This window comes from Paenibacillus soyae (assembly GCF_024623455.1).
Taxonomy (GTDB): domain Bacteria; phylum Bacillota; class Bacilli; order Paenibacillales; family Paenibacillaceae; genus Pristimantibacillus; species Pristimantibacillus soyae.
In genome coordinates this window covers 20,875-40,543 of sequence record NZ_JANIPJ010000009.1, presented here as the reverse complement: position 1 = coordinate 40,543, position 19,669 = coordinate 20,875, and the positions used below count along the sequence as shown (strand labels likewise).

At 54.8% G+C, this 19,669-nt stretch carries 19 protein-coding genes; 5 read left to right on the top strand and 14 right to left on the bottom strand.

What is annotated here, in order from left to right; all coding sequences use genetic code 11:
• Positions 1-321: 321 nt before the first annotated feature.
• Positions 322-2,070 (top strand): Rqc2 family fibronectin-binding protein, encoded by a 1,749-nt coding sequence (locus NQZ67_RS13555; protein ID WP_257446448.1) that lies wholly within the window; start codon positions 322-324, stop codon positions 2,068-2,070.
• Between the two features lie 76 nt (positions 2,071-2,146).
• Here the strand turns inward: NQZ67_RS13555 and NQZ67_RS13550 are convergent, their stop codons facing one another.
• The 7 genes from NQZ67_RS13550 to NQZ67_RS13520 form a co-directional block, all read right to left on the bottom strand.
• Positions 2,147-3,016: a PHP domain-containing protein gene (locus NQZ67_RS13550; RefSeq protein ID WP_257446445.1), complete on the bottom strand. Its 870-nt coding sequence runs from the start codon at positions 3,014-3,016 to the stop codon at positions 2,147-2,149.
• Positions 3,007-3,918, bottom strand: coding sequence for a selenium metabolism-associated LysR family transcriptional regulator (locus NQZ67_RS13545; RefSeq protein ID WP_257446442.1), 912 nt, complete (start codon positions 3,916-3,918; stop codon positions 3,007-3,009). The genes NQZ67_RS13550 and NQZ67_RS13545 overlap by 10 nt, the downstream gene beginning before the upstream one ends.
• Positions 3,919-4,086: 168 nt before the next feature.
• Positions 4,087-4,524, bottom strand: coding sequence for a hypothetical protein (locus NQZ67_RS13540; RefSeq protein ID WP_257446438.1), 438 nt, complete (start codon positions 4,522-4,524; stop codon positions 4,087-4,089).
• Positions 4,525-4,724: 200 nt separating this feature from the next.
• Positions 4,725-4,988, bottom strand: a complete 264-nt coding sequence (locus tag NQZ67_RS13535; RefSeq protein WP_257446436.1) for a YlbG family protein — start codon at positions 4,986-4,988, stop codon at positions 4,725-4,727.
• A gap of 55 nt (positions 4,989-5,043) precedes the next feature.
• Positions 5,044-5,529, bottom strand: coding sequence for a YlbF/YmcA family competence regulator (locus NQZ67_RS13530; protein ID WP_257446433.1), 486 nt, complete (start codon positions 5,527-5,529; stop codon positions 5,044-5,046).
• A gap of 72 nt (positions 5,530-5,601) precedes the next feature.
• The gene (locus NQZ67_RS13525) at positions 5,602-7,620 is read right to left on the bottom strand and encodes a helicase-associated domain-containing protein (RefSeq protein ID WP_257446431.1); all 2,019 of its coding nucleotides are present in this window, start codon (positions 7,618-7,620) and stop codon (positions 5,602-5,604) included.
• Positions 7,617-9,329 carry a DNA repair helicase XPB gene (locus NQZ67_RS13520; protein ID WP_257446428.1) on the bottom strand — a complete coding sequence of 571 codons (1,713 nt, stop codon included), beginning with the start codon at positions 9,327-9,329 and terminating at the stop codon, positions 7,617-7,619. The genes NQZ67_RS13525 and NQZ67_RS13520 overlap by 4 nt, the downstream gene beginning before the upstream one ends.
• A 169-nt stretch (positions 9,330-9,498) precedes the next feature.
• Between NQZ67_RS13520 and NQZ67_RS13515 the strand changes: the two genes are divergently transcribed.
• Complete coding sequence (locus NQZ67_RS13515) at positions 9,499-10,359, top strand: thermonuclease family protein (protein WP_257446426.1); 861 nt, start codon at positions 9,499-9,501, stop codon at positions 10,357-10,359.
• Positions 10,360-10,391: 32 nt separating this feature from the next.
• Here the strand turns inward: NQZ67_RS13515 and NQZ67_RS13510 are convergent, their stop codons facing one another.
• Positions 10,392-11,582 (bottom strand): amidohydrolase, encoded by a 1,191-nt coding sequence (locus tag NQZ67_RS13510; protein WP_257446423.1) that lies wholly within the window; start codon positions 11,580-11,582, stop codon positions 10,392-10,394.
• Between the two features lie 242 nt (positions 11,583-11,824).
• On the opposite strand from NQZ67_RS13510, the gene NQZ67_RS13505 reads away from it, so the two are divergent.
• Entirely contained in the window at positions 11,825-12,169 is a 345-nt protein-coding gene (locus NQZ67_RS13505) for a YugN family protein (RefSeq protein ID WP_257446420.1), read from the top strand.
• A 15-nt stretch (positions 12,170-12,184) separates the two neighbouring features.
• Complete coding sequence (ftsW, locus tag NQZ67_RS13500; RefSeq protein ID WP_257446419.1) at positions 12,185-13,402, top strand: putative lipid II flippase FtsW; 1,218 nt, start codon at positions 12,185-12,187, stop codon at positions 13,400-13,402.
• Positions 13,403-13,469: 67 nt separating this feature from the next.
• On the opposite strand, the gene NQZ67_RS13495 is transcribed toward ftsW, so the two are convergent.
• The 6 genes from NQZ67_RS13495 to NQZ67_RS13470 form a co-directional block, all read right to left on the bottom strand.
• Entirely contained in the window at positions 13,470-13,850 is a 381-nt protein-coding gene (locus NQZ67_RS13495; protein WP_257446417.1) for an Asp23/Gls24 family envelope stress response protein, read from the bottom strand.
• A 113-nt stretch (positions 13,851-13,963) separates the two neighbouring features.
• The gene (locus tag NQZ67_RS13490) at positions 13,964-14,257 is read right to left on the bottom strand and encodes an Fpa/YlaN family protein (RefSeq protein ID WP_257446415.1); all 294 of its coding nucleotides are present in this window, start codon (positions 14,255-14,257) and stop codon (positions 13,964-13,966) included.
• Between the two features lie 136 nt (positions 14,258-14,393).
• Positions 14,394-14,636 (bottom strand): HPr family phosphocarrier protein, encoded by a 243-nt coding sequence (locus NQZ67_RS13485; protein WP_257446413.1) that lies wholly within the window; start codon positions 14,634-14,636, stop codon positions 14,394-14,396.
• A gap of 105 nt (positions 14,637-14,741) precedes the next feature.
• Positions 14,742-15,857, bottom strand: a complete 1,116-nt coding sequence (locus NQZ67_RS13480) for an aminopeptidase (RefSeq protein WP_257446410.1) — start codon at positions 15,855-15,857, stop codon at positions 14,742-14,744.
• A 48-nt stretch (positions 15,858-15,905) separates the two neighbouring features.
• Positions 15,906-16,664, bottom strand: coding sequence for a hypothetical protein (locus NQZ67_RS13475; protein ID WP_257446406.1), 759 nt, complete (start codon positions 16,662-16,664; stop codon positions 15,906-15,908).
• 136 nt (positions 16,665-16,800) lie between these two features.
• Positions 16,801-18,702: a sensor domain-containing diguanylate cyclase gene (locus NQZ67_RS13470; RefSeq protein ID WP_257446402.1), complete on the bottom strand. Its 1,902-nt coding sequence runs from the start codon at positions 18,700-18,702 to the stop codon at positions 16,801-16,803.
• A 357-nt stretch (positions 18,703-19,059) separates the two neighbouring features.
• Between NQZ67_RS13470 and rpsD the strand changes: the two genes are divergently transcribed.
• On the top strand, positions 19,060-19,659 hold the full coding sequence (rpsD, locus tag NQZ67_RS13465; RefSeq protein ID WP_257446399.1) for a 30S ribosomal protein S4: 600 nt from the start codon (positions 19,060-19,062) through the stop codon (positions 19,657-19,659).
• Positions 19,660-19,669: the final 10 nt, after the last annotated feature.

The window sequence follows — 19,669 nt, the reverse complement described above, 5'->3', positions numbered from 1 at the left end:
TGAAGCTAGGAAATGAGGAGCGGTTCACGTTTTCGAAGAAAACGACCTCGTAAGCATACGCTTAGTGGTAGCTACGTGAGCACCTCAAATGTTTCAGAAGGAAACATTCTTCGTAAGCATACGCTTAGTTCCGGCTGAATTCGATATTCGATGTCGAGTAGGCTTCCTGACTTGCTTCGTGATCAAAAGTGGACTTTTTGAACATCCTCTACTACGGAAATGTATTCGGACAGCCCTGCAAATATCCCAGGACTACTTAAGTTTTTGTCCGGAATATGGCATGATAGAGTCATACTGCGACAAAGAGAGGTACATATCATCATGGCATTAGACGGTTTGGTCGTCCGGGCGGTCGCTGCGGAGCTGCAGCGATGCGTCGGCGCGCGTATTCATAAAATCCATCAGCCAACAGAGCACGATCTCGTGCTCTCCGTGCGGGGAAGCGGCGTTTCCGGCAAGTTGCTGCTCTCCGCCAATCCGACGTATCCAAGGGTTCACTTCACGGAAGCGTCCTTCGTCAATCCGCTGGAAGCGCCTATGTTCTGCATGCTTCTTCGGAAGCACTGCGAAGGCGGCGTCATTGAGGCGGTCCGTCAAATCGGCCGCGAGCGCATCCTTCATATCGACGTCAGGCAGCGCGACGAGCTTGGCGATCTCAGCTATAAGACGATCGTCATCGAAATTATGGGACGGCACAGCAACATTATCTTGCTTGACCAAGCGTCCGGGACCATCCACGACGGCATACACCATGTCACTCCCGCGATCAGCAGCTATCGGATCGTCATGCCGGGCAGCGCGTACACGCCTCCGCCGGATCAAGGCAAGACGGACCCGCTCGACGTGAAGGACGAAGAGCGCTTTAGGGCGCTTCTCTCCGAAGCCATGGGCGACGAGCCCGCCCCTTGGCACAAAGCGCTCGTCTCCGCGTACAGCGGACTCAGCCCGCTGGCAGCCAAAGAAATCGTGCACCGCGCGGCGGAGAACGGCGAGACGGCTAACGCGTCATCGTTATGGAAGAGCTTCCGCTCGCTCATGCAAGCGATGGAAGAAGACCGCTACGAGCCGGTAATCGTCACCGAAGCCGAATCCGGCAAAGCGAGCTTCTCGATCACGCCGCTGACCCACATTTCAGGCCAATCGGTTCGTTACGAGACAATCAGCGAATGCCTGGAAGCCTATTACGGAGACAAAGCGGAGCGGGATACGGTCAAGCAGCGCGCCGCCGACCTGATCCGCTTCGTGCAGAACGAAAAGGCGAAAAACGAAGCAAAAATCAAAAAGCTGGAAGAAACGCTCCATGAGGCGAAGGACGCGGAGAAGTTCAGGGTGCTCGGCGAGCTGCTCACCGCCTACATGCATCAGATTAACCGTGGAGACACATCGATCGAGCTCGTCAACTTCTACGACGAGGAGCAGGCGGCGGTAACCATACAGCTGGACCCGCAGCTGACGCCGTCCGAGAACGCGCAGCGTTATTTCCGCAAATATACGAAGCAGAGAAACAGCCTCAGCGTCGTGGCGGAGCAGATGGAGCTCGCGGAAGCGGAGGTCGTTTATTTCGAATCGCTGATCCAGCAGCTGGACAACGCCTCGCTTGCCGATATCGAGGAGATCCGGGACGAGCTGGTGCAGCAAGGCTATCTAAGAGAGCGGAAGTCGCGGGGACCGAAACGCAAAAAATCGCAAAACCCGGCGCTGCTCTGCTACACGTCGTCCGAAAACGTCCAAATCTACGTAGGCAAAAACAATACTCAAAACGAATATTTGACGAACCGGCTGGCATCCCCGTCCGACACCTGGCTGCATACGAAGGATATCCCGGGCTCCCATGTCGTCATCCGCGGCGGCGATTTCGGCAACGCGACGCTCGAAGAAGCCGCGATGCTCGCGGCGCATTACAGCCAAGCCAAGGATTCGAGCATGGTGCCGGTCGACTACACGTTCATTCGCCATGTCCGCAAACCGAGCGGAGCGAAGCCAGGCTTCGTCATCTACGACCATCAGAAGACGTTGTTTATTACGCCGGAACCGGAGCGTCTAAAGTCGCTGCCTTCGGTCGTAAAATAATAAGAACCAACAAAAAAAGACGGCTGCCGCTCTTTCGGGCGGAACCGTCTTTTCCTATTTTAATGCTGTCATTTGGCTACACGCCGCGCGAACGGCGAAGGTTACCTGAAGCTGCCCGCAGCTGATCCACCACGGAGACCGACACGTATTTGCTGCCCAGCGCGCCGTGATAGCTCCGTCCTTCCCGTTCTCCATGGAAATCGGATCCTCCGGTAGCAATAATGCCGTACCGCTCCGCAAGCCCGCCGTATTGCCGCTCTTCCGCTTCGCCATGGTCGGAATGGAATACCTCGATGCCGTCCGCCCCGCTCCGGATTAACTCTTCGACCAGCTCGTCCCGGTCGTACAAACCAGGATGCGCGATGACGCTTGCTCCTCCCGCCTCGCGAATCCATGTCAGAGCCTCGAGCGGATGAACCTTGGGCACTTGGACATACGCTGCCCCGCCGGATCCGAGAAAGCGATCGAAGGCTTCGTTCATGCTGCCGACGATGCCAAGGCGTATAAGCGCTTCGGCGAAATGAGGGCGTCCAATGCTGCCCTCCTTGCCCCTTCCGGCCGCGGCGTCCCTCACGTCTTCAAGCGCGATCGGAATGCCCAGCTCCCGCAATTTGGCTACCATCAGGCCGTTCCTTCTCTCGCGCGCCCCTGCTATGCTTCCGAGCCGTTCCAGCCAAAGCGGGTCTTCATTATTCGTATAATAAGCAAGCACATGGATATCGCTGCCTTCCGCGATAGTGCTCAGCTCCACGCCAGGGACGACGGTCAAGCCGGCCCGTTCCCCCTCCTCCAGCGCCTCCGCTACGCCGGATACCGTGTCGTGATCCGTGATCGCGACGGCGGCGAGTCCCGCTTCGCGCGCTCTGCGCACGACCTCGGCCGGCGAATGCAGACCGTCAGAAGACGTCGTGTGCGCATGCAGGTCCGCCCTTCCCGTCATAACCATTGCTGCAGATCCCTTTCGCGCAGGAAGGTCAGGAAGGTGACGGCCGATATGGGCAGGAGCGCCGATTTCAAATAGATGGAATAAAATTGCCTTTGGAATTTGGAATCGGACAGCTTCACAAGCTTGATCAAGCCGAGTGCGACCTCGTGCTTAACGGAGGATGACGACAGGAACGATATGCCGAGCCCCGCCTCTACGGCCGATTTGACCGCGCCCGTGCTGCCGAGCTCCATTACGATTTTCATCGAAGCCGGATCTATTTTTTTCTTCCTCAGCTGCTCCTCCATGACAAGCCTCGTGCCCGAGCCTTGCTCCCGCAGCACGAACGGGTACTGCAGAGCTTCGTCGAGCGTGACGGACGACTTATCCGCCAGCGGATGCCCTTTCGGAACGACCAGCATCAGCTCGTCGCTCATGACCGCTTCCATATGCATGTCGGGATGGTTCACCGGCGCCTCAATCAAGCCGAAATTCAGCTGATGGTTCAATATTTCTTCCATAATCTGCGCCGTGTTCATCACCTTCATGCTAATCGAGATATGCGGATATTCCTGTCCGAACGGTCCGAGCAGGCGCGGCAGGATATATTCGCCGATCGTCAAGCTGGAGCCCAGCTGCAGCCTGCCTTTGAGCTGCTTCGTGAACGTCGACATCGCTTGGTCCGTATCGCGGATCAGTTCGATGCTGCTTTTGGCGTAGGGCATGAGAGCCCGTCCCGCTTCCGTCAGGTCGATTCGTTTGGTGGAGCGCTGAAGGAGCTTGGTGCCGAAATAATCCTCCAGCGACTGAACCTGCATCGTCACGGCAGGCTGCGTCATGTGGAGCGCTTGCGCGGCGGCGGAGAAGCTGCCTTTCTCCGCGACGGTATAGAAGATATGCAATTGATGAAAGTTAAGCGCCATTCTCGATCCGTCCTTTCTTTTGTCTTATTATACATCAAACGATGAAGCAGTGCAGGCAATCCGCCGTAGTTCTCCGGTCCGTATTTCCGCGCATAAAAAAACGCAACCCGCCAGGATTGCGCATTATATCTAAATATTGTAATATGTACCATATTTGCTAATCGAAGCTCATCTACGCTTTCTGCTGTTCTTGACCAGCGTCATGCGTCTGGAATGCCGCAGCCAGGAGTAATACGACTTCAAATCCCGAAGCTCGATCGTCTCCGACATTCTGCCGAGGAAGGTGACCACGATCATCTTCTGCAGGGGGTTGCCCAGTAAGTCCCGATCCGTCAAGGAATCCGAAAACTCCGCTACGAACACAAGATCCTCGTCGATTAAATACACGTCCTGCTCATTGCGATAATAAGGTTCGACCCGACCCTTCTTCAGACATTCCCACAGAAATTCCGCAATGTCCTCGAAGCCGGTTTTTTCGCTTTCGATCCGATCGAGCCAGCGACTCTTGGCGTGGTTCGTAATAATGACATCAACCACCTTTTTGTCGCCTAATTCAACATAAAACGACTCGTATGTGCTCCATCTTCTCGTCACTTTATCCTTCATATCGCAACCTACTCCTTCCAAGGAACCAGGGCTTTTATCCTACGATTACTATCCATTCTACCATGATTGTCCGATATTTCAACAATAAAATAAAGACAGGCCATATTTGTATATAAATGGAAGTTATCACAAATAAAAAAGCTCTTCAAGCGCCATTTCAGCACTCGAAGAGCGGCCTTATTCCTGTAATCCGTTTGAGCCTATAAACTATAAAATCTTGTTTTGTCTTCGCTGTCCTTGCTGTATTCGGTCGGTATCTCCGCGCGGTAGGATCTCTCGACCTTGCGCACGTAAGACAACCGGCTCATCTGCTTCAACGATTCCTCGACCTTGTCGGCGTTCATATACATCACCACGTAATGCAGCTTCCGCGACATGTAATGAACGGTACCGAACCGTTCAAGCGCTCTAGCGGCCTTCAAATCGCTAACCCATACGATAAATCCCGTTCGATCCGGTAACATCCTCTAGTCCCCCTCCAGCCTGTCTGCCGCCCGATGAACGGGGCGGCACGGCATGTTAGCCGCAGCCGCCGCTTCCGCAGCCGCATGATCCGCCGCTTCCGCAGCCGCCCAGATTTCTTTCGTTTCCGGGAACCTTGATCATATCGGATACGGACTCCGCGATCAGGCGCGAAACCTCGTACAGCATATCGTCTACCGCTTGCTCCGCCGCTTTGAATTTGCTCACGCACTCAACGGCAGCGAGCTGCTTCTCGATCAGCTTCACCTTGTCCTTCGCTTCGTGATAGTTCGGATGGAAGCGTCCGAACCGCTGGCATTCCTCGAACAGCTCCTTGGCTTTCGCGAACTGCGCCTGCAGCTCCTTCACTTCCTCGTTCGCTTCCACGACGGACTTCCAATATAGATAATCGGCCACTTCGGCCGATTGATTAATCCAGTCTCCCAGCTCGTAAGCGGACAGAAGCAGCGATCCCATATCGAGCGAAGATCTACCGCCATCCTCTTGCGCCGCACTTACGTGTCCCTGTTCGGCAACCGGCATGGATCCACCTCTTTCCTATTCGCTTGCTACTACAATATCATAACACACACGGCTCGCCAATAGATAGAGATCTTATGAACCGATCCCGCTCGGAAGGACCAGCTTCATCTCCTCCCACATATCCGGAGTCAGCCTGCTGCGCTCCGGCCGGTCGCCGGCAATCATACGTCCGGTTACGGCCCACTCTTGTCCCCTCTGTTCGACTTGCTCGGGAACGAACGACCGGATTTCCCCGTTTAACCGAAGCTGTACGGCCGTCTCGAGCGAGACGGCCTGCTGCATGAATTCCTTGCGCGTAGAAGCATGGTAGCTGCGCATCTCCCTCCACCAAGCCGCCGGCACCCTTTCGATGCCGGGCAATAGAACGACCTCGGGGTCATCCTGCGCGTTTTGAACCAGCTGGTAATGCCGGAGAACAATCGGCTCCAGCAGCCAGCTTGCGCGTTCGTTCGAAATCGCGTCTTGCTCCGCTCGGACCTCTTCGGCTCCCGCCCTCTCATGAGCAGAAAGAAAAGACGGATAAGAAGCAGCCGCTGCTTTTACGCCGCCAATCCCTTTGCGCGGCGGGTAGCCCGATTTCTGCAGCAAACGTCTGATTTCGCTGACAGACGAGCTTTCCACGATAAAGTCCCTTTCCCCGATCTGCTCGATGAGCCGGGGCGCTAATTCCGCTAACGACTTCGCGTGTCCGGCCATCTCATCGGAATCGCAGCGCAGCAGCGTCACCTCCTCGAAGGAGAAACGGCACGCTTTGCCCGTCCACTCGCGAAGCAGCGCGCGAACGTGGACGGACAGCTCTCCGCCGCCTGCCGTTTGCAGAAACCGTTCGATATCTCCTTTCGTGCGTCCCTGCTCGAGAGCATTCGATACTGCCGCGGCCGAAAGCCGGTAAAGCAGCGGTTCCTCGGCGTTCACCCGCTCGCCCAGCAGCTCCAGCTCCCAGCGCGCGGCGTAGCCGCATCCCGGCGGCGCCCATATCTCGCCGTTCGGTTGAACGATGAGGTCCTCAGGCGTGTTCTCGCGGGGGAAAGCCCGCCATCTGAAGATTTGGACGGCCTGCCCCTCCACATCCGCCTCCGCCAGCTCCATCCAGCCAAGCTCGTGAAACAGATGCGTCCACTCCGACATTCCAAGACGGGATGCCGCCGACTCGACCTGCCCCCGCATCGCCCGCTCATGCATCGAATCGGTCAAGCCCGCGATAAGCTTCTCCGCTTCGGTTATGGAATACCAGCTTCCGCCGGAGGCCCCCATTAATATTGAACCGAACAGGGCGTCGGCTCCGACCCACCGGAATAGCATGCCGCCTAGCCGGTCCTGCAGCTCGCGTTCACGTGCCTCCTCCGCCAGCGCAAGCCATGCCTCCATACGTTCCGTATGAAGCGCGAGTCCTCCCTCTTCCTTCCGAAGCAGACCGAGCTCCGAGGAGACGGTCAAGGCAAACGCCGTTTTAAGGGAATAATGATCCTTATTCGCCCAATCGAGCGGGAAGACGGTTAGCTTCGACTCATCCAGAAGCAGCGCTTCGTCGAGCTTCGCTGCCGTTTTTTTGGACAGCAGGCCTTTGGCCGTAAACGAAGCGTCTCCCTTAGCAAGCGCCGCTAGCAGATACAGTATTCTTCTGCCGAACGGCTCCCGGATGCCGCTCGCTCCCGCCAATGGGCGCGCAGACGAAATAACAGGCGATAACGCAAACGGGAACAGAGCATTCTGCCAAACCGTATAACAGTCCGAGGGTATCCAGTAGATCTTCTCCCCCCACAGCTTCTGCACGGCGAACAAAAAGCCGGCCGACTCCAGCTGTTTGACGCCGATTCGGGACTCCGCGCCGGCCATCCGCGTATAATCCCGCAGCGCCTGAATCAGCTTTTCCTCCGCCACCGGCTCCGCTCCAAAACGCAAAACAATCATCTTTAGCGTATCCGACGCGTATGCCGATAAACGGTTTATCGCGATCGCAGCCGCTTCCCGATCCTTCACCGCTTCCTGCCACGACATTCCCCGCTCCGCCGCATGCAGCCAAACGTCTTGCCGCAGAAACGATCGAAGCCGTTCATCCGGCAGCATGCGCGTGAGCTGCTCCGTATTCATCCTTGCGCCGCCTCCTTCGTTTCGCTCCCGTCTCTCGGATCAAGCCAATCGGCTGTCGCCGGAAGCTGCATGTAGTCGTAGCCCTGCTCCAGCATAAACATTTGCCGTCTTAACGCGAACTCGGTTTCTTTGGTTCCTTCGGTGACCAAAGTGTAAAACCAGGCTTCGTTGCTCCCCGATTTCGGCCTCAGCAGGCGCCCGACCCGCTGAGCTTCCTCCTGCCTAGACCCGAAGCTCCCAGACAGCTGAATCGCCACGGCGGCATCGGGCAGATCGATCGCCAAATTCGCGACCTTCGATACGACTAGTACCGGATGCTCCCCCGCGCGGAAGTCATCGTACAGACGCAGGCGTTCCTCCTGCGGGGTTTCGCCGGTCAGCAGCGGCGCTCCGAGCTCCTCGGCCACTTCCTTCAGCTGCTTCAAATATTGTCCGATTACCAGAGTCGGCTTGTCCCCGTGCTTACGGAGAAGCTCCCTGACGACCGGCAGCTTATTCGCGTTCTCGGCGGCGATCCGCAGCTTCGAGCGCGGCGCGGCTGCCCTATAGCTGTTCACCTGCGCGTCGGCTAAAGGAACTCTTATTTCCGCGCAGCTGACCGATGATATATATGCCTGCTCCTCGGCTGTTTTCCAATTCATATCGTAGTGCTTGGGTCCGATTAGCGAATAAACATCCTCCGCGCAGCCGTCCTCGCGCACCAGCGTAGCGGTCAAGCCGAGCCTTCGGGTCGCTTGTATGGACGCCGTCATCCGGAAGACGGGCGCCGGAAGCAAGTGCACTTCGTCGTAGATGATGAGCCCCCAGTCCCGTTCATTGAACAAGCCCATATGCCGGAAATCGTCGCTCTTCGATTTGCGGTAGGTCAGCAATTGATACGTGGCTATCGTAACGGGACTTACTTGCTTTCCTTTGCCGCCGTATACGCAGACCGAGTCCGGAGTTAAATTCGTTTTGTCGAGCAGCTCATCCCTCCACTGCTCCGCCGAGGTCCGGCTCGAAGTCAGGATAAGCGTTTCCGCCCCGATTTTCGCCAAAGCCGCTATTCCGACGATTGTTTTGCCCGTGCCGCAAGGCAGCACGACGACGCCGCTTCCTCCGGACGTCTCCGATTCTTCCGAGAAAATGCTGACGGCTTGCTGCTGATAGGGCCTGAGCACGAACGGTACGCCTCCGGCCGTCTTCTCTCTAAGGGCGACGGAAAGCGCTTGGCCGGCATGATAGCCGGCACGGTCGAAAACCGGATAACCAAGCCGCGTCAGCTCTTGCTTCAACACGCCCCGGCATTCCGGATGAAGGAGCCATTCCGTCTCTCCGCGGAAATCTCTTACCCATTCGGCGACACTCCCTTTCAGCTTAAGCTGCTGAAGAATTTGCGCGTCGCCCGTCAATAACAGCTCGCCGCCGTCCATTGACAGCTTCAGCTTGCCGTATCGGCTGGCCCACAGACGGACCGTCGCTTCCGCTTGCATGGGAAGCTCGTACCTCGAGTGGCTCTTCAGCCTCTCGATCATTTCCTCGCCTTCCCATCCGGCGCTGAGCGCGTTCCAGAGAGACATTGGCGTTATTTTGTATGTATGAACCGACCCGACCCGCTTGACAGCCTCCGCAACGGCGAGAAGCAGCTCCCGCGCGCCGGCCGCAGGCTGTCTTTCGTCCAGCAATATGGTTAAATCGGACTGTACGATAATGCTTCCTTCGCTTTGCATTCCGGCACTTCCTTTACGCAGGTTTTCCCTATTCTCACCCTCAGTATGATGGGAATCGGCGCATTTTATCCCCGTTATTCATAACCTTTTCGATTATTGACCGCAAAATGTGTTATAGTAGAAAAGATTGTATCGGTTAATCTTAATTCGAGCTGGAGGCTCTACTTCCATGAGATATACGTTTATTATTCCCTTCCTAATCATGCTCGTTATCATAACGGCCGGTTGTTCCGGCTTGTCATCAACGGCCGCCCCGTCCTTGAAATCGGATACGTGGTATCCGGTATCGGGCTTCGTCGACGGCGATACGTTCCGGGTCAAAACAGGAGACCAAGAAACGACCATTCGTTTGTTATACGTGGATACGCCCGAGACGAAGAAGCCGGATACGCCCGTTCAGCCTTTTGGCCCTGAAGCGGCAGCGTTCACGAAACAGCGCTTGGAGGAATCCGGGGAGGTCAAGCTCTCGTTCGACAAAGAGACGAAGGACCATTACGATCGGACCTTGGCCGTCGTCGAGCTGAAGGATGGCAGCATCCTGAACGAACTGCTGCTTGAGCAAGGGCTTGCAAAAGTTTTGATCGTTGAACCTAACGTTAAGATGGAGAATGTATACAAACAGCTGGAACAATCCGCGAAGCAGAACGCTGCGGGACTATGGAGCTCCGGTAACGAAACGAGCCAGACGGAGCTGCCCGAACGCAAGGTGCAGCCAATCGGGCTCGAGATGAAAGTGGACAAGGCGGAGGAAATGGTGACGATCACGAACACGACGTTCGAGTCCATCAATATGGATGATTGGAAGCTGGTCAGCGTGAGAGGCAACCAGACGTATACGTTCGAGCCGATCGAGCTGCCGGGCCAAGCCAAGCTGATCCTCTTGTCCGGTACGGAAGAACCCGACGGCCTGGACGCCGAAGCGCTGCTGCTCGAGTGGGAAGTCGACAATGTGTGGAATAACATGGAGCCGGATCCCGCCGAGCTCTATAACGAAAAGAACGAGCTTGTCGCCTTGTGGGAGGACGAATAAACGTCCTTCCTCAAGCAACAAGCTCGTTTTCTTTATTCGGCATGCTCGCTCGCGTAATGCTCGGCCATTCCGATAAGTAGCGCGGCGGATTTCTTCATCGCTCTCTCGTCGAAATCGAATTTCGGGTGATGATGGGAATAGACGGCGCCGCAATCGGGATTGCCCGCCCCGACAAACATGAAGCAGCCTGGCTTCTCCAACAGATAATAGGAGAAATCCTCCGCGACGGTAATCGCTTCGGCTTCCAGCGTTCCCGTCTCGCCGAAGAGGGTCGGCGCAACCGCGAAAAACCGCGCCGCTTCCTTGTCGTCGTTGACGACGGGAGGATAGCCGACCCGCATATGGTAGGAGTGCTTCGCTCCGTACATGTCGCAGGTATGCCGGACGAACGTCTCCAGGCGATAGTGGATCATGAATCGCGTGGTCTCGTCGAACGAACGAACCGTCCCTTTCAGCTGGCATTTCTCCGCTATAATATTGTTTGTCGTTCCGGCTTGGAAGGAGCCTATCGTTAAGACCGCGGGGTGCAGCGGATTCACGTTGCGGCTTACGATCGACTGCAGCCCCTGCACGAGAGCCGAGCCGACGATGATGGAATCGACCGCGTTATGCGGAAGCCCTCCATGGCCGCCTTTTCCTTCAATATCGATAACGAACTCGTCCGCGGCGCTCATGAACGCTCCCGGCTTGGACGACGCGCTTCCGTACGGCAGTGGCGTCCAGAGATGCACGCCATAGACGACATCGACGCCATCAAGCGCGCCCGCGCGCACCATCTCGATCGCCCCGCCCGGCGTCACTTCCTCGGCGGGTTGGAAGATCAGCCTTCTTTCGCCGGACAGCTTATCCCTGTTCTCGTTATAAAACCGGGCGATAGCAAGCAACGTCGCCGTATGGCCGTCATGGCCGCAAGCATGCATAATCCCGGGCGTCTTGGAGGCGTATTCGCACTCCTTCTCGTCTTGAATCGGCAGCGCGTCGATATCCGCTCTTAGCGCGATAACCGGCCCGGGCAAGCCGCCTTTGATCACGGCGACGATGCCGTGACCGCCTACGCCCGTCCGGATCTCGCAGCCAAATTCTCTGAGCTTCTCCGCGATCCATGAGGACGTCTCCTTCTCGAGGAACGAAAGCTCTGGATGCTGATGCAAATGCCTGCGCCACTTTACCATTTCCGGATACAGCTCGGCTACGGTTTTTTCGGCCAATGCCCCAAGTCCCATCTCGATCATCCTCCTATCGCGATTGTTCTCTTCAAATCTTTTGCTTGTTCCATCTAGTTTAGCAGATAGGGGATGCCGAATGGAAGCCTGCCCCGCAAGCGCCGCCTGCTTGTGAACGTTCTCAAAAATGTCACGAACTTCGGCTCGACGTCTGGGACTAAGGCTTGCGCAGACTGGGGAAACATACTATCATGAGTAAAGAATGTGTACAACTATGTCTTTTGAATTTGGGAGGAACTGAAATGATTATTGAAAACTCCGGATTAAACGGTGTTCAGAGCGAGCTGCACCACTTGGACGACGCAGCGGAGAAAGCCGGCTTCGTTCGTTGGCAGTGGGAATACTATCGCGCTACATATGATTTGAAATTGACGGACCGCACGAGCGGCCATGATTATTTCCTCCGGGTCAACACGCGCGCCGTTGAAGGCAAGCTGGAGAATGCGCATGCCGTCCTTAACATCGAAGCCATATACATTGGCCGGGCAACGTTCCCGCACGGCATGGAATACGAGTCGCCGATTCCGAAGCATATCATGGATACGGCTACGCAACGGCTCCAACAGCTGAAGCAGCAGCTCGTATAACGAAGGCGGCCTCTAATGAAGGCTTCGCAGAACGGCAGTCGGGGAAGGCCGGATTTTCTGCTTCTCATCATGACGCTGCTGCTCGTAGGCTTCGGCGTCCTGATGGTATTCAGCGCCAGCTCTGGCGTTGCTGCCATCGAATACAACGATGCGATGTACTTTACGAAACGCCAGCTCATGTGGGCTGGCCTCGGTTTGTTCGTCATGTTCCTCGCGATGAATCTTCGGTATCAGTTTTACAAGAAAGCGTTCATGCTCTTCTTCATCCCCGTGCTGGTCATGCTCATTCTCGTACCGTTTACTAGCGAAGAGATTAACGGGGCTAGAAGCTGGTTCGGGATCGGTTCTCTCGGCATTCAGCCTACGGAGCCTGCGAAGCTTGCCATAATCTTATACCTAGGGGCACTCATCGCGAAGAAAGGCGAGAAGTTCCGGGATTTCAAAACCGGCCTCTTGCCCGTCATGATTATCGTAGGTATTGTCTGCGGGCTCATCATGATGCAGCCGGATTTGGGCTCCACCATGGTTCTCGCCGTCTGCGCCACCATTATGATAATGGCCGGCGGGGCTAACCTAAAACAGGTTTTCGTATCGGGCATGGTGCTTGCCATTCCCGTGACGATCGTGGTCGCCGTATCGATGGCCATTAATCCGGACGCCTGGCAATACCGCATCGAAAGATTCACTTCGTACATGGACCCGTTGGCCAACCAGCAAGACAGCGCGTTCCAGCTCATCTCCTCGCTCCAAGCGCTCGGTCACGGCGGGCTGACGGGCGCGGGCTTCGGAGAGAGCGTGCAGAAGCTGCATTATTTGGACTATCCGTACAACGACTTCATCTTCTCCGTCATCGCGGAAGAACTGGGCTTTATAGGCTGCGCGGTCTTTTTGATTTTTTATCTCCTCTTCTTATGGCGGGGATTGATCGTCGCGCTCCGGTGTCCGGATATTTACGGCACGGTGGTAGGCGTCGGAATCGTCGGACTGTTCGCGATGCAGGCTTTCGTTAATATCGGCGGCGTTACCGCGACCATCCCGATTACGGGCGTGACGTTGCCATTCATCAGCTACGGCGGCTCTTCCTTGTTATTCAGCTTAGCTAGTATGGGAATCATGCTTAGCTTATCGCGTGAATACAATCGTTCGGACAAGCCGAGCCGTTCAGCCAAAACCAAAAAGACAAGCACAAAAGTAACCGCGATCGAATCGTTAAGCACGACTCGGCGCGCTTGATCCGCTAAACACAAATAATACGGCGCTTCTCAAATAGCGAGAAGCGCCGTATTTGTTGTTTGAACCGTTATTTTAATCGCTGAGGAGTTTCTTCGGGTTCGTCTTCTTTGAAGGCTACGCCTTCTACTTTCACGTTCACTTCCACTACTTGCAGTCCGGTCATATTCTCTACGGATTCGCGCACATTGAGCTGAAGCTGACGGCAAACCTCTTGAATCGGAATCCCGTAATGCACGATGATTCGGAGGTCAATAGCCGCTTCCACTTGGCCGACTTCGACCGATACGCCTTTCTGTACGTTCTTCCCGCTGAGCCGCTTGGCAAGTCCTTCCGAGATGCCGCCTGACATTGCCGCGATGCCTGGCGTTTCGAGTGCTGCAAGTCCCGCGATTGTCGCTACTACGTCATCAGATATTCGGATAATGCCAGTTTGAAGGTCTTCGGTCATGTCATCCACTCCTCAATTTGCCATATAGGTTTATTGTAATGGAACGGACGTCGTGAAGCAAGAATGCCGCCTGGCAACCATATACAAAAAAAGAGCAGTCTTCCGATGGAGGACTACCCTTGCGCCTTGCGATCCAAAGCCTCGTATAATACGGCCAAATTCCGTTCCAGCCTGCTTATAATATCTTTGCCCGCGAGCTCGGCGATCAACCCCGCGCGTACCGCAAAATCTACTTCGCGCGAGAACCCGTACATCTGCGTGTCCAGCACTTCTTCGTACAGCGGACATTGACGGGTCGTCAAATTCTCCATCTGTACCTCGATCAGCTTTTCTATTTTACCCGCGTCCTCTTGAAGAAGACGAAGCGCTCGCTCTTGCAATAGATCGGTCATTTCCGGTGCAGACATTCTTCTCCCCCCTGTGCGCGTGAACCTGCAACTTCTATACCCTTTATATTAGACGAAATGTGAAGAATAAACAAGGACAAAACAGAAAAGCGCCTTCTCCGGCCGGAGAAAGCGCTAGTGTGCATTGATGAAATGATTATTCGGAAATAACGGTGACGTTCAGGTTGTGCTTCGCGAATACTTCGGACATTTTTTGCTTCGCTTCTTCCGCATCCGGACCATGGACATGAAGCTCGTAGGAGTGACCTCCGACCAATGTCGTGAACAGGCCCAGAATACTTTTCACATCGATATACTTGCTGTCGGCCTGTAAAACGATGGACGATGTGAATTGGCTAGCTGCTTGAGAAATTTCTACAATTGCTGCGTTATTGGACATGGGGAATCCCTCCATACAAATTAGTAAAGCTTTCCTTTGTCATCATGATACATGGAAACCTAATCAGCATCAAGAGGTTTGGTGAAAAAAACGCTTCACTTGCAATTATTTCAAGTTTTCGGGGTTCAGCGCCGAAAGCTCGGGAAGGACGAACAGCCCATCCTTGCGGATCAGAACATCGTCGAAATAAATGTCTCCTCCGCCGTATTCCGGACGTTGAATGAGCACCAAATCCCAGTGAACCGCGGAGCGGTTGCCGTTGTCCGTGTCCTCGTAAGCCTGCCCCGGCGTAAAATGAAGGCTTCCCGCGATTTTCTCGTCGAACAGGATATCGTTCATCGGATGAAGAATATGCGGATTGAATCCGATCGCGAATTCGCCAATGTATCTTGCCCCTTCGTCCGTATCCAAAATTTCGTTCAAGCGCGCGGTGTCGTTGCTCTCCGCTTTGACGATCTTCCCGTTTTCGAACGTCAACGAGACGTTCTGGAACGTAACGCCCGAGTAAACGCTCGGCGCGTTATACGTGATCGTTCCGTTCACCGAATCGCGAACGGGCGCCGAGAACACTTCTCCATCCGGAATGTTCCGGTGGCCGCAGCACTTTTTGGAGCCGATGTTTTTGATCGAGAACGTAAGATCCGTGCCCGGCGACACGATCCGCACTTTATCGGTCCGGTCCATCAACGCTTTCAGCGGATCCATCGCTTTCTCCATCTTCGCGTAATCAAGGTTGCATACGTCGAAGTAGAAGTCCTCGAACGCTTCCGTGCTCATATTGGCCAATTGCGCCATGGAGGGGCTTGGATAACGCAGAACAACCCACTTCGTTTTGTTTACGCGCTGCTCGGTATGTACGGGATTACGGTATAGCTGCTCATACATGCGCATGTTTTCCTTCGGAACGTCCGCGAGCGCATTCACGTTGTCGCCCGATCTGACGCCGATATATCCCTGCATCTGCTTCATACGCTCGAGATCGAGCGCCGCCCAAAGCTCGATCTGCTCTTTGGTGGCATGCATCAGCATCGTGCGCAGCACGGATCGGTCGCTAAGCTCGAGGAAGGGACGTCCGCCTCGAGCGGCGACTTCTTCTATAATGCATTTGGCAAGCTCTTTTTCCGATCCGATCATATCGATAAGAATATTTTCGCCGGGCTGTACGTCGATCGAGTACTGCACTAGGTTTTGAGCTAATTTTTTTAATCTGGGGTCGCGCATCGCGAATCTTCTCCTTTTTTATCCGATCTACTTATTAAATAATGGATGTTACCGCTTCTTCATCGTATCACGATTCGCGGCTCCGTGCACTTCCCCAGGCAAGGTCGACGTCCCGTCGAACGCTTCGAATCGGACGGTCGTATGCCGATTCTCCTTCCTCGTCCGCTTATCCCGTTCATAGGTGAAAGTCGTCCTCTCTTCCATCTTAAGCGGGAGCATCTGGCGCTTGTCGATCACGATGTCGTATTCGGTTTCGACTTGAAGAGTACTCAGCATATCCCGCAATTCGGCGTCAGCCCGTTCCAGCAGCTCTTTGCGCTTGACCGCATTCCGCTCGCTTCCGGCCAATGCCGGGTCATTCGCGACATGCTCCAGCTCCTCGCTTAAAGCGCTCCCCCATCTTTTCTTCGACTCTTCTTCCTTCTCCTTAACCCGGATGGTAACGACTTCGGCACTGTAGGCGCCAGGCTCCTGAGGCGGGAGAAGCTCTACGGTCTCATGCGACTCATTCAACGCCTCGAGCACTTGTACCGGATTCCAGTACAAAGGATCCTGCTGATTGGATTGAATCGTTAATTGATGATGGTTTACCACCTTGCCTTCGAACATCCGGGGTTTAAGCAGAACCCCTTCGTCCATGCCCAGCCGCATCGAGCCGGCAAAAGAATATTGATCCATGGCGGCGAGTCCGGCATACGACAAACTAAGCCATTCCTCCGGCGAATATTTCGGCGACGCTTCGGCGCAGCCGGCTATTAGGATCAAGCACGTGATTACACTTGATATACGATAATAAAATCTGCGCATGTCCACTCCTCCTCTTGCCAAATCTCCTGACCGTATCCATGCCTTTCTCTATCATCCCTCACTCCTCCCCGATTATTCCAGACGCTGCTTGTTCCCGGCCAAACAAAAAAGGCGCCTTTGCGAAGGCGCCTTGCTCTTATGAAATCTCTCCCACGATAATTCGGTTTCTTCCTTTGTGCTTCGCTTCGTACAAGGCCATGTCCGCCCGGTAAAATAACGATTCGACGCTGATCCTCTCATTGTCGAACGTCCACTCCGATACGCCGCAAGAGACGGTTACGGTTGGATTGGTCTCGTCGGCCACTTGCTTGCGGATGCGCTCCGCGATACGCAGCGCTTGCTCTGTGCGAATGCCGGGCAAATAGATCGCCAGTTCTTCGCCGCCCCATCTTGCGGCAATATCTCCCTGCCGGATCGCCCCGGATATAATTTGGCTCACTTGGATCAGAATCCGGTCACCGACCTGATGGCCGTAGGTGTCGTTAATTTTTTTGAAGTAATCGATGTCGACCAAAATAAGCGAACCGAATGGATCCTTGCGCTGCCTGCTCTGTATCTGTTCGTTCAAATAATGCCGCGCATGCAGTCCGGTTAAGTTGTCCGTGATGACCATACGGCGAACCTCGGCATGAAGAGAAGCGTTCGTGACGGCAAGACCGATATGAGTGCTCATAACTTGCAGAAGCTTATAATTATCATAAGAGAAAAAGTTCGGTATCTTATGGGTGACGAGAATGACGCCGACGACCTCGCCGTCCACGAATATCGGAGCGGCGATCAGAGAGCGGGACCCGGTATTGTCCATCAGCTTCGATGTGACGACCCTCGTATTCCAATAATCCGAGATGATAAGCGGTTCCTTCGTTCGGTAAATGATACCGCAGAAGCCGTATTCCGGCGAAAATTGCTCGCTTGCCATGGCCGGCACGTTGCTCGACTTGACGATGAATTGGTTCGTTGGTTTATCCAGCTGAAGGACGCAGCAGTAATCGGCATCGAAAATGGAAAGCAGCTCGTTGGTTGCGAACTGGAAAATCTCCTTCAGCCTCAACGACTGATTGAGCCGTTTGGTCATCTCGTTGATCAGCCGCAATTCATTAATTAGCAAATTGGACTGCTCGTAGAGCTTCGCGTTCTCGAATGCGGTGCCTGCCGTATCGGCCACGAGCATGACGGCGGGCAAGTCCGAATCATCCCATTTGCCCTGCCCGACCGTGATGCAGAGCACGCCGTAAGCCGCCTGCTTCCCCGTCATGGGCACCGCGAGACGCATGGTCCCGTCGCGCTCGTACTCCGTCGCCGGCTTGCCGGCCAAGAAAGCCTGGGCCACGATGTCGTGGGCCGTATTCTTGAACATGAGCGGCTTGATTCGAGGATCGCCGTCGACATAATCTTGTGACAAATAGAGATGAACGATGGAATTCGGGTACAGCGTCTCCAGGCTGTGCAGCATCTCCGACAGCACCGACGTGACGTCCGTCTGGTCATACAGCCGCTTGGCCGCCAGGAATAAAGCATCCCGCCGGTTCGCTTCCCGGTCCGTGCGCTCTTGCTGCTGAAGCAGATCCTTCACATATAAGTGCTCGAAGAAGCGGTAGAAGCAGCTTCGGAAATGAAGCGCCACGGCTTCCAGCTCGTTCCGGCCCACCGGCGTGCCGGTCCGAGCGGCGAACAGGAGCACCGCGAACGAGGAAGAATCCGATCGGCGGCGAATCGGGATCGCCGTCGCTTCCAACGTGTCCGAGCTGCTGATGCGGGTTTCCCTATGCTCCAAGGCCAACAGCACGGCCGCAAGCATCGTATCCTCTTCGTCCTGACACGGCTCCGCGCCGTTCGTCCCTCCCGCTAGGCCGTGGCAACTCGCGTCCTTGGCGTATATACGAAATTGCCCCAGCTGGAATGAATCCAAGCCCGACGCTTCGTCTCTCCATGCGGAAAAACTTTCGGCGAGAAGATTCGGAAGATATGGCTCGTCCGCTTCATGAATATCTTCATTGGCAAACCAAATGGGTTGTTCAACCTTCCATTCATTAACCATTGCGCACCTGACCCTTTCCTATCCGTGCAGGGAGACAACTTTCATTTTTACCATCATACTTTATTTTTAAGAATTTTGCACTATCGTTTCCATATTTTATAGGACTAATGGCACTTTTTGCGAGCCTTCCATTTTCTTCTCTCTCTTGTTCTAAGAACTTGACTTTTCGTATAGATCTCCTATAATATTAATTGTTGAAAATATGGGCGTACGGTTTTGTGTCACCCTCAGGATCGACATTCGCTGACAGGCCAGCGGCTGAAGTGCTTGTCAGGGATGGGCAGCCATCCATGGATGTCATCCGCGCACTACAACCCCATTCTCAAAATTACATTTGATGAAGGAGTTAATTGACACATGTCACGTTATACAGGACCTAAATTTAAACTAAGCCGCCGTCTGGGCATCTCCCTTAGCGGTACAGGCAAAGACTTGAAACGCCCTTTCCCTCCGGGACAGCACGGCCCTAACCAACGCAGAAAGATGAGCGGCTACGGCATCCAACTGCAAGAGAAACAAAAGCTTCGCCACATGTACGGCATGAACGAGAAGCAATTCCGCAACCTGTACGACAAAGCGGCTAAGCAAAAAGGTAAAGCGGGCGAAAACTTCATGGCGCTTCTCGAAAGCCGCCTGGACAACCTCGTTTACCGTCTTGCATTCGCGAACTCCCGCGCTGGCGCTCGTCAGCTGGTAGCTCACGGCCACGTTACAGTTAACGGCAAGAAAGTCGACATCGCTTCCTACACGGTAGCAGTCGGCGACGTAATCGGCCTGCGCGAGCGCAGCCGCGGTTTGAAATCCATCAAGGAAGCTCTGGAAGGCCGTCATCACCTTCCGAACTACCTGGAATTCAGCGAGCAAGCTATGGAAGGCAAGTATGTTCGCCTGCCAGACCGCGCCGAGCTGAGCCAAGAGATCGACGAGAAACAAATCGTCGAGTTCTACAGCCGTTAATATTGAGAAT